Raw genomic sequence first — 10,401 nt, 5'->3', positions numbered from 1 at the left:
TTACAGGACAAACGGGTAAACTAGACCGTAGAAACTAAAGGAAGGCAGATTATATAGATGACGGGTAAACGTAGAGGAACTCCTCAAAAAAACGGAACATTTTCCGAAACAGTCAAGCAATCATTTGCGGTATTACAGCAAGAATTAGGAGTTCAATTTCAAAACCCTGAACTTCTTTATCAATCATTTACCCATTCATCCTATGTGAATGAGCATCGACGGAAATTTTACACGGACAATGAGCGACTTGAATTTCTAGGTGACGCTGTTCTTGAACTCTCTGTCTCTCAATACTTATTTCAAAAGTTTACTGCCATGAGCGAAGGTGAATTGACCAAATTACGTGCGGCGATCGTTTGCGAACCGTCACTCGTTTTATTTGCGAATGAATTAAACTTTGGGAAGTATGTGCTTTTAGGTAAGGGAGAAGAGATTACAGGTGGACGCGAAAGACCAGCACTTCTTGCAGATGTGTTTGAGTCATTTGTCGGCGCACTATATTTAGATCAAGGCTTACAACCTGTTGTGAAGTTTTTGGAACAAGTTGTGTTTCCGAAAGTCGAAATCGGTGCTTTTTCGCATGTGATGGATTACAAGAGTCAGTTACAAGAAATGGTTCAGCAAATGAACAATGGTGCATTGAACTATGAAATTGTAGAAGAAAAGGGACCTGCCCACAATCGAACGTTTGTCTCCAGTGTGAGATTAGGCAACACCGAGTTGGGTGAAGGTAAAGGCAAGTCTAAAAAAGAAGCTGAACAAAAAGCGGCCCAAGTAGCGATTATTCGCATACAAGGCCAAGTTGCAAGCAGACAGGAGGGCTAAATTTGTTCCTAAAGCGACTTGAAGTCATTGGATTTAAATCGTTTGCGGATCGAATTGGCATTGATTTTGTACCAGGCGTGACCGCAGTGGTCGGTCCAAATGGAAGTGGGAAAAGTAATGTAACGGATGCCATTCGATGGGTTTTGGGAGAACAGTCCGCAAAATCACTTCGCGGCGCCAAAATGGAAGATGTCATTTTTGCAGGAAGCGACTCACGAAAAGCGCTTAATTTTGCAGAAGTTACTCTAATACTTGATAACTCAGATGAGCGCTTGCCATTGGATTACAACGAGATCAGTGTCACGAGACGCGTGTTTCGTTCGGGCGATAGTGAATACTTATTAAATAAACAAACTTGTAGATTAAAAGATATTAATGATTTATTTATGGATTCCGGGCTAGGTAAAGAAGCCTTTTCGATTATTTCACAAGGACGAGTGGATGAAATTCTCAACAGTCGTCCAGAAGACCGCCGTTCTATTTTTGAAGAAGCTGCGGGTGTTCTAAAATATAAATTGCGTAAAAAGAAAGCCGAGAACAAATTGTTTGAAACCGATGACAATTTACACAGAGTGCTGGATATTTTACACGAACTGGATAGTCGGATGGAGCCGCTTCAAATGCAAGCGTCAGCAGCCACCGATTATTTACGCATGTCCGAAGAATTAAAGGACGTTGACTTAGGGTTAATTGCTTTTGATTTGGTACGAGTCGAAAAACGCTTAGGTGAAGTTAAGCAGGAAGTAGAAGTCTTCGAAAAGCAAGAAAAGGAACTGGAAGACCTCATAGACAAAATGGAAACTGAGTTACATACGGTTCGTGAGCAATTGACAGAGCAAGACCGATTAATTGATGATTCACAGGAATCACTTGTTGAAGCCAGTTCCGAGCTTGAGCGCTGGGATGGGCGTAAACAATTGATGGCTGAAAAGCGTCAAAATATGGACCAGCAAATCGATAAACTTCGCTTAACCATTGATGAACTTGAAGAAGAGAAAAACCAGTTAACGACCCAGTTGGAACTAAAGCAAGCCGCTACCTCGAAAGCGAGAACGGAATTGCGAAATGTCCAACAGGAAGTCAAACAGTTGGATCATTTGTTGAAACAATCCAGTGCAGAGATTGAAGTGGAAATCGAAGATCATAAGTCAACATATATTGATTTGTTAAATGAAGAAGCGACTGTCAAAAATGAACTGAAACATTTGGAGCAACAGCTTCTTCAACAACATGAATTCAAAGATAAAATGACGAATGAATATGAACAGATTACTTCAGACTTATCAACTGTCGAGATACAAAAGAAGCAAGTGGATAAGCAGTTATCACAAATTCGAAGTGAACTGGACAAAAACCTGACTGATTACAAAAAACGTCAAGAGGCTTTCTCAAAAGAAAAAGAGAAACTTGATTCCAAGCAATCGATGCTATATCAAGCTTATCAACACCAGCAACAGTTGAAAGCAAGAAAAGAATCGTTAGAAGCACTGGAAGCGGATTTCTCTGGTTTCTTCCAAGGGGTCAAAGAAGTATTGGTTGCGCGTGAAAAGGGCGAATTGTCCGGCATTACAGGTGCGGTAGCAGAGCTTATTCAAGTAAAGCCTGAATATACAAAAGCGCTCGAGACAGCGCTTGGTGGAGCTATGCAGCATATAGTTACCGAGTCGGATCAAGATGCGCGAAAAGCTATTGCGTTTTTGAAAAACAAACGCTCTGGCCGTGCTACATTCCTTCCAAAGACGGTCATGAAGTCGAGAAAAATACAAGCGGATACATTGAGAAGCATTGGAGGTCATCCTTCTTTCGTTCAAACAGCGGATGAACTCGTTTCCTTTGAGCCATCGTCAAAATCCATTGTCGAAAATTTACTTGGAAATGTCATTGTGGTCAAAGATTTGCAAGGGGCTTCCCAAATTGCCAAATCCATTCAATATCGCTACCGAGTTGTTACACTGGATGGAGATATCGTCAATGCAGGCGGTTCATTGACCGGAGGATTCACTAAGCAACAGTCTTCTGTCTTCTCAAGGAAAGCCGAGCTGGATGAACTTTCAATGAAGTTAAAAGCGATGGATCAGTCCATTCTTACAGCTGAATCTCAAGTGGCCACTCTGAAAAAGTCAATTGACCAACAAGTTGAATTACTTGAAAGTATGCGTACCGAAGGGGAACAACACAGAGCGCAGGAATTGGAACTAAGTTCTAATCTTCGTGAACTCGAAACCGCTTTCAAGCGTCTTAATGAACGAGCATTTATTTCCAATTCGGAAACAAAAGATGTTTCAAGTCGACATGAACAAGCAAAAGAAAAGAAAAATCAAGCTCAGCAACGTCTTCATGAATTAAAGAATGAACTGGAAACACTGAATGATACAATCAATCGGTTAACCAATCTCAAATCACAGACGCTGAATGAACGGGATCAATTAACAGAACAAATGGCTGAACTTCGTTCGAAACAGGCGGTTTTAACCGAGCAATTGAATGTTTCCAATGATGCAGTCGTTGATTTACAGGAAAAACAACAAAAAGTTTCGCAAAAGCTTGATCACACCAAACAGGAAATGCAATGGTATGAATCTGGTGACAATCAAATGGGTCCAACTCCGGAAGAAATTGACCAGCAACTGATTGAGTGGAAAGAGAAAAAGCAAACACTTGTTGATCGTATTACCGTAGGCAAAGAAAAACGTGGACAAATTCATGTCCAACTACAACAGGTTGAACTGCAACTGAAGAAAAATCAACATTTGCATAAACAACAGTTGGATGCTTTGAGAGCCGCTGAAGTGAAGCTGAATCGTTTTGACGTTGAACAGCATACGCTGCATACCCAGCTGGAAGAAAACTATCATCTGACATTGGATGAATTGGAACTGCCAGATATGGATACATTTGAAGAAGACGTTTCACGAAAAAAAGTGAAACTGCTGAAGCAATCCATTGAAGAGTTGGGTCCTGTGAATGTAGCCTCCATTGAAGAATTCGAACGAGTTTCTGAGCGTCATGCTTTCCTGACCGATCAACGTCAGGATTTATTGGATGCAAAAGAAACATTGCATGAAGCTATTAAAGAAATGGATGAAGAAATGACGTTGCGGTTCAGTGATACATTCTACGCCATTCGGGCGCAATTCGGCCGCGTCTTCCGAGAATTGTTTGGTGGTGGCCAAGCAGATTTAGTGTTGACCGATCCTTCAGATATGCTGGAAACTGGCATCGAAATCGTTGCCCAGCCTCCTGGGAAAAAGCGACAAAATTTAAGTTTGCTTTCAGGTGGAGAGCGTGCGCTTACTGCAATCGCCTTATTGTTTGCCATTCTGAATATTCGCCCTGTACCGTTCTGTATTCTGGATGAGGTAGAAGCGGCACTGGATGAATCAAATGTAATTCGTTACAGTCAATATTTGAAAAAATTTAGTCAAGATACACAGTTTATCGTTATCRCCCATCGCAAAGGTACGATGGAAGGTGCAGATGTTCTATATGGAATTACCATGCAGGAATCAGGTATTTCTAAATTGGTATCTGTCAAAATGCAAGAAGATCAACCGACACTTGTCGCACAAGGGAGCGAAAGAGCTTGAGTTTCTTTAAAAAAATGAAAGAAAAATTAACAGGAACCAGTGAATCGGTTTCTATATCCGAAAAATTCAAGGATGGATTATCTAAAACACGCAATCAATTTACTTCCAAAGTGAATGATTTAGTGGCGAAGTACCGTAAAGTGGATGAGGATTTCTTTGAGGAACTGGAAGATTTATTGCTTCAAGCCGATGTTGGGGTTGAAACGGTAATGGAATTGATGGATGCGTTGAGATTTGAAGTTCAACGTAAAAATATGAAAGACACTGCTGGTATTCAATCTGTGATTTCTGAGAAGTTAGTAGAAATATACGAATCTGGTGAAGAAGAATCAAACGAACTCCTTATTCAGGAAGATGGCTTAACGGTTATTTTGTTTGTAGGGGTAAACGGCGTTGGAAAAACAACAACCATTGGTAAACTTGCACATCGCCTGAAACAACAAGGAAAAACTGTCATGCTGGCAGCTGGAGATACTTTCCGTGCGGGTGCAATTGATCAACTGCAAGTTTGGGGTGACCGCGTAGGAGTTGAAGTAATTAAACAATCCGAAGGGTCAGATCCTGCAGCGGTCATGTACGATGCGGTACGTTCAGCGAAAAGCAAAGGGATTGACGTATTGATTTGTGATACGGCTGGTCGATTGCAAAACAAAGTGAACTTGATGAATGAATTGCAAAAAGTTCATCGCGTAATCGAACGTGAAGTACCAGGTGCTCCACACGAAGTGTTGCTTGCACTTGATGCGACAACAGGTCAAAATGCATTAGTCCAAGCACAAGCATTCAAAGATGCAACAAATGTAACAGGAATTGTTCTGACAAAATTAGATGGAACAGCAAAAGGCGGAATTGTTCTGGCAATCCGTAACAAATTGCTCATTCCGGTTAAATTTGTAGGGCTCGGAGAAAAAATGGACGATTTACAGCCTTTCGATACGGAGAAATATGTATACGGTTTATTTGCAGAAGGTCTGGAGCAGGAAGAAGCGGAAGATACTAAGTAGACAAGTAAAAATACTTGACGCTCAAAGTAATGCTCGATATGATACATGTAGGAAGTTGTAGGTGGGAGAGATCACAATGCTACTTGAAAAAACGACACGTATGAACTTTCTATATGATTTTTATCAGTCTTTGCTGACCGATAAACAACGAAGCTATATGCATCTTTATTATCTGGATGATCACTCACTGGGTGAAATAGCTGACGAATACGAAATCTCAAGACAAGCTGTCTATGATAATATTCGTCGCACAGAAGCGATGTTAGAAGAATACGAAGAAAAACTTAAATTACTGGAAAAATTTCAGCAACGCCAACTTGTAATGAATCAATTACAACAAGTAATTCAAGCGGAATCAGTCAATAAAGAACTAGCTTCTGAATTGATTGAGATGCTAAAAGAATCGGATTAGGAGGCGGACTGCATGGCATTTGAAGGATTAGCCGAGCGGCTGCAAGGAACCATCCAACGCATTAAAGGTAAAGGTAAAGTTTCCGAAGCAGACGTCAAAGAAATGATGAGAGAAGTCCGTTTTGCTTTAATCGAAGCAGACGTTAACTTAAAAGTAGTCAAAGAATTCGTCAAAAAAGTAAGTGAGCGTGCAGTTGGCGTGGATGTCATGAAGAGTTTGACACCAGGTCAACAAGTCATCAAAATCGTAAAAGATGAATTGACTGAATTGATGGGTGGGGAACAAAGCCCGATTCAGTTTGCGAAAAAACCACCAACCGTTATAATGATGGTCGGTTTGCAGGGTGCTGGTAAAACGACCACTACCGGGAAATTGGCGAATATTTTGCGTAAAAAATATAACCGTAATCCTTTATTGGTGGCAGCGGATATTTATCGTCCAGCAGCCATCCAACAATTGCAAACAATTGGTAAGCAATTATCGTTGCCTGTATTTTCATTAGGGACAGAAGTTTCTCCTGTTGAAATCGTCCGTCAAGCTCTTGAGAAATCAAAAGAAGATCACAACGATGTCATTATCATTGATACTGCGGGACGCTTACACATCGACGAGGACCTTATGCAAGAATTGAAAGACATTCGTGCATTGAAGGAACCGGATGAAGTGTTCCTAGTGGTAGATTCAATGACAGGTCAAGATGCTGTCAACGTTGCTCAAAGCTTCAATGAAAGCATCGGCATTACAGGTGTTGTCCTAACGAAACTTGATGGGGACACACGTGGTGGTGCAGCACTTTCCATTCGTTCTGTAGCTCAAAAACCGATTAAATTTGTCGGGATGGGTGAAAAAATGGATGCCCTTGAACCTTTCCACCCTGAGCGTATGGCTTCCCGTATTTTAGGGATGGGTGACATGTTGTCGCTGATTGAAAAAGCTCAAGCTAACGTAGATGAAGAAAAAGCGAAAGAGTTGGAAGAGAAATTCAGAACTCAAAGCTTTACGTTAGATGATTTTGTTGAACAACTGAACCAAGTGAAGAAAATGGGTCCTCTTGAGGACATCATTAAAATGCTTCCTGGGGCAGGTAAAATCAAAGGGCTAGAAAATGCCAAAGTTGATGAAAAACAAATGGGGCGTGTAGAAGCGATTATTTACGCTATGACATCTCAAGAAAAAACGACACCGGATATCATTRACTCCAGTCGGAAAAAACGAATTGCAAAAGGATCTGGAACGTCTATTCAAGACGTGAACCGTTTGCTTAAGCAATTCGAAGACATGAAGAAAATGATGAAGCAAATGTCGAACATGCAACAACAAAAAGGCAAGAAAAAGATGAAAATGCCTGGCTTGGATTCCCTTTTCAAGTGATTTTTTAGGCAAAATATTAGGTGTTAAGAAAAAACACTTTACAAACAAATAAATCCTTGATAATATACTATCTTGTGTGAAACTATTCGGAGGTGCTATTAAACATGGCAGTTAAAATTCGCTTAAAACGTATGGGAGCTAAAAAATCTCCTTTCTATCGTATTGTTGTTGCTGACGCTCGCGCTCCACGTGACGGCCGTCAAATCGAAACAGTTGGTACTTACAACCCATTAACAAAACCAGCTGAAGTTAAAATCAACGAAGAATTAGCGTTGAAATGGTTATCAACTGGTGCTAAACCATCTGATACAGTACGTAACTTGTTCTCTGAACAAGGCATCATGGAGAAATTCCATAACGCAAAAAACGCTAAATAATCGGGGGCGGCATAATGAAGCAGCTGATTGAAACAATTGTTAAACCATTAGTTGATTATCCGGAAGAAGTTCGTGTTGAATTAGACGAAAATGCAAACCGTATTGTCTACAAACTTTCTGTCCATGCTGAAGATATGGGGAAAGTTATTGGTAAGCAAGGTCGTGTTGCGAAAGCAATCCGTACCATTGTTTATTCAGCAGCAAGCAGTCACCACAAAAAGAAGACGTATGTCGACATTTTAGATTAAGACGCAAAGGAGGGAGCTTATGGTTCCTTCCTTTTTTGCACTTTAAATCGGGAGTGATTTTAATGAATTGGTATAACGTCGGTAAAATTGTTAATACACATGGAATTCGTGGAGAAGTGCGCGTCATTTCAAGTACAGATTTTCCTGAAGAGCGTTATGCAGTAGGTAATAAGCTGTCTTTGTTCAAAGATGGAAAATCGCCTCTAGTGTTAACTGTTGCAAGTCACCGTCAACATAAGAACTTTGATTTATTGACATTCGAAGGCTATTTGACGATTGAAATGGTGCAAGAGTTCCGCGACGGCATTTTAAAAGTGTCTGAAAATCAGTTGTTCGATTTAGAAGGGGACGAGTACTATTTCCATGAAATCCTAGGTTGTACTGTGTTTGGTCAGGATGGACAGGAAATTGGAGTGGTGACGGATATTTTGCAAACGGGAGCAAATGATGTTTGGACCGTAACGCCTGCAAAAGGGAAAGCTCATTACATTCCTTATATTGAAGATGTAGTAAAAGAAATTGATGTCGATGAAAAGAAAATCGTCATTGATGTATTGGACGGCTTATTGTYATGATGCGTATTCATGTGTTGTCGTTATTCCCAGACATGTTTAATGGTGTCTTCGGATCTTCGATTTTAAAAAAAGCACAGGAAAAGCAGGCAGTCTCACTGGCAGTAACCGATTTCCGTACGTATTCGGGCAATAAACATAACCAGGTGGACGATTATCCATATGGTGGCGGTGCAGGCATGGTGTTAAAGCCAGAGCCTTTATTTCAAGCCGTGGAGGCAATTACCGCTAGCTCCAAGAAACCTCGCATCATTTTGATGTGTCCTCAAGGGGAGCGCTTTACTCAAGCGAAAGCTGAAGAATTGGCGCTTGAAGAAGAGTTAGTGTTTTTGTGTGGACATTATGAGGGTTATGATGAACGAATCCGCGAACACTTAGTGACGGATGAAATCTCGATTGGGGATTTTGTTTTGACTGGTGGAGAACTTGGTGCAATGACTGTCATCGATAGTGTCGTACGATTGTTACCTGGCGTACTTGGAAATGGAGAGTCACCCGTACAGGATTCATTTTCAACTGGATTGCTTGAACATCCACAATATACACGACCTGCCGATTTCAGAGGGCTGAAAGTGCCAGACGTATTACTTTCAGGAAATCATGCACACATTGATCAATGGCGCAGTGAACAGTCTTTATATCGTACGTGGAGCAGACGACCAGATTTGTTGTCCAATCATGAATTGACAGTAGCTGAGAAAAAGCTCATCGCACGGTGGGAGAATGAAAAAAACAACTAATTTGCCTTGCTAGCTTCGATGAATTGTGGTATCATCTATTCTGTACTTCTATGTGAAGTGCTGAATTACGGTGTTCCGCTGCAGCCATTGTCGCTGGCATGAGCATCTGTCTAAGGAGAGAAAACCATGCAAAACATTATTACTGAAATCACTAAAGAACAACTTCGTTCGGATCTTCCTGAATTCCGTCCTGGTGACACTGTACGTGTACACGTTAAGGTCGTTGAGGGAACTCGCGAACGTATTCAAATGTATGAAGGTATTGTTATTAAACGTCGCGGTGGCGGTGTAAGCTCGACTTTCACAGTTCGTAAAATTTCTTACGGTGTAGGTGTTGAACGTACATTCCCTGTACACACACCAAAAATTGCTCGTTTAGAAGTTCTTCGTCGTGGTAAAGTACGTCGTGCGAAATTGTACTACCTACGTGAATTACGTGGTAAAGCAGCTCGTATTAAAGAAATTCGATAATTATCAAATCAGAAAGGGAGCTTGGCTAACAAGCTCTCTTTCTTTTTGCTTGTCTTTATAAATACTTGTACAATATAAGTAATTGACGCAAGGGGGCAACAAAATGGARCAGACGAAAAAAGAGAAAAATGAGTTATGGGAATGGTCAAAAGCTTTGCTTATCGCATTTGGACTAGCCTGGCTTATTCGATATTTTTTATTTACACCAATCGTAGTTGATGGGGAATCGATGATGCCGACTCTTGAAGACGGAGATCGGATGATTGTCAACAAAATCGGCTATGAAGTGGGGGAACCAGACCGTTTCGATATCGTCGTGTTCCATGCACCTGAGAAGAAGGATTACATTAAACGTGTCATCGGTGTACCAGGAGATCATATCGCTTATAAAAATGATCAGCTTTATATTAATGGGAAACCTCAACCGGAACCATATTTGGACGCCTATAAAAAAGATATTATTGAAGGTACATTAACAGAAGATTTTACACTTGAAGAACTGATTCAAATGGAAGTTGTTCCTGAAGGGCATGTATTTGTCATGGGGGACAACCGGAGATACAGTAAAGACAGCCGAATTATCGGTGTGGTGCCAATGGAAGAAATAATAGGCAGTACGAAAGTTATTTTCTGGCCACCAACTGAAATGGGACTTGTTGAGTAACACAGGAGGAGATTAGAAAATGACCATTCAATGGTTTCCGGGTCATATGGCGAAAGCTCGTCGTGAAGTTACGGAAAAATTAAAATTAGTCGATATTATATTTGAATTGATTGATGCAAGATTGCCGCTG

The 10,401-nt window shown here is 40.8% G+C and carries 11 protein-coding genes and 1 pseudogene; all 12 read left to right on the top strand.

Annotated elements, in window-relative coordinates:
• The first annotated feature begins 57 nt into the window (after positions 1-57).
• Entirely contained in the window at positions 58-825 is a 768-nt protein-coding gene (gene rnc, locus AC1DSB_RS08430; protein ID WP_016427713.1) for a ribonuclease III, read from the top strand.
• 2 nt (positions 826-827) lie between these two features.
• Positions 828-4,412, top strand: coding sequence for a chromosome segregation protein SMC (gene smc, locus AC1DSB_RS08425; RefSeq protein WP_477586431.1), 3,585 nt, complete (start codon positions 828-830; stop codon positions 4,410-4,412).
• Positions 4,409-5,416: a signal recognition particle-docking protein FtsY gene (ftsY, locus tag AC1DSB_RS08420; RefSeq protein ID WP_477586429.1), complete on the top strand. Its 1,008-nt coding sequence runs from the start codon at positions 4,409-4,411 to the stop codon at positions 5,414-5,416. Before smc ends, ftsY begins: the two co-directional genes overlap by 4 nt.
• Positions 5,417-5,492: 76 nt before the next feature.
• A complete protein-coding gene (locus AC1DSB_RS08415; protein WP_016427710.1) occupies positions 5,493-5,828 on the top strand; it encodes a putative DNA-binding protein in 336 nt (111 codons plus the stop codon).
• 12 nt (positions 5,829-5,840) lie between these two features.
• Entirely contained in the window at positions 5,841-7,199 is a 1,359-nt protein-coding gene (gene ffh, locus AC1DSB_RS08410) for a signal recognition particle protein (protein ID WP_477586427.1), read from the top strand.
• A gap of 104 nt (positions 7,200-7,303) precedes the next feature.
• Positions 7,304-7,576 (top strand): 30S ribosomal protein S16, encoded by a 273-nt coding sequence (gene rpsP, locus AC1DSB_RS08405; RefSeq protein WP_016427708.1) that lies wholly within the window; start codon positions 7,304-7,306, stop codon positions 7,574-7,576.
• 14 nt (positions 7,577-7,590) lie between these two features.
• A complete protein-coding gene (locus AC1DSB_RS08400) occupies positions 7,591-7,824 on the top strand; it encodes a KH domain-containing protein (protein ID WP_016427707.1) in 234 nt (77 codons plus the stop codon).
• 62 nt (positions 7,825-7,886) lie between these two features.
• Positions 7,887-8,399: a ribosome maturation factor RimM gene (gene rimM / locus AC1DSB_RS08395; protein WP_477586425.1), complete on the top strand. Its 513-nt coding sequence runs from the start codon at positions 7,887-7,889 to the stop codon at positions 8,397-8,399.
• On the top strand, positions 8,399-9,136 hold the full coding sequence (gene trmD / locus AC1DSB_RS08390; RefSeq protein WP_477531032.1) for a tRNA (guanosine(37)-N1)-methyltransferase TrmD: 738 nt from the start codon (positions 8,399-8,401) through the stop codon (positions 9,134-9,136). Before rimM ends, trmD begins: the two co-directional genes overlap by 1 nt.
• Before the next feature lie 126 nt (positions 9,137-9,262).
• Complete coding sequence (gene rplS / locus AC1DSB_RS08385; RefSeq protein ID WP_477531013.1) at positions 9,263-9,607, top strand: 50S ribosomal protein L19; 345 nt, start codon at positions 9,263-9,265, stop codon at positions 9,605-9,607.
• A gap of 103 nt (positions 9,608-9,710) precedes the next feature.
• Positions 9,711-10,271, top strand: coding sequence for a signal peptidase I (gene lepB, locus AC1DSB_RS08380; RefSeq protein ID WP_016427703.1), 561 nt, complete (start codon positions 9,711-9,713; stop codon positions 10,269-10,271).
• Between the two features lie 19 nt (positions 10,272-10,290).
• Positions 10,291-10,401 (top strand): annotated as a pseudogene (locus AC1DSB_RS08375) (ribosome biogenesis GTPase YlqF); the annotation flags it as partial.

This window comes from Paenisporosarcina sp. P4_E4_2 (assembly GCF_056401595.1).
This window is presented reverse-complemented; position numbering and strand designations above follow the sequence as displayed.

Excerpts from the sequence above, each read along its gene's own strand:
- rnc (WP_016427713.1), top strand. The coding sequence starts at position 58 with ATGACGGGTAAACGTAGAGGAACTCCTCAAAAAAACGGAACATTTTCC.
- AC1DSB_RS08415 (WP_016427710.1), top strand. The coding sequence starts at position 5,493 with ATGCTACTTGAAAAAACGACACGTATGAACTTTCTATATGATTTTTAT.
- rpsP (WP_016427708.1), top strand. The coding sequence starts at position 7,304 with ATGGCAGTTAAAATTCGCTTAAAACGTATGGGAGCTAAAAAATCTCCT.
- AC1DSB_RS08400 (WP_016427707.1), top strand. The coding sequence starts at position 7,591 with ATGAAGCAGCTGATTGAAACAATTGTTAAACCATTAGTTGATTATCCG.
- trmD (WP_477531032.1), top strand. The coding sequence starts at position 8,399 with ATGCGTATTCATGTGTTGTCGTTATTCCCAGACATGTTTAATGGTGTC.
- rplS (WP_477531013.1), top strand. The coding sequence starts at position 9,263 with ATGCAAAACATTATTACTGAAATCACTAAAGAACAACTTCGTTCGGAT.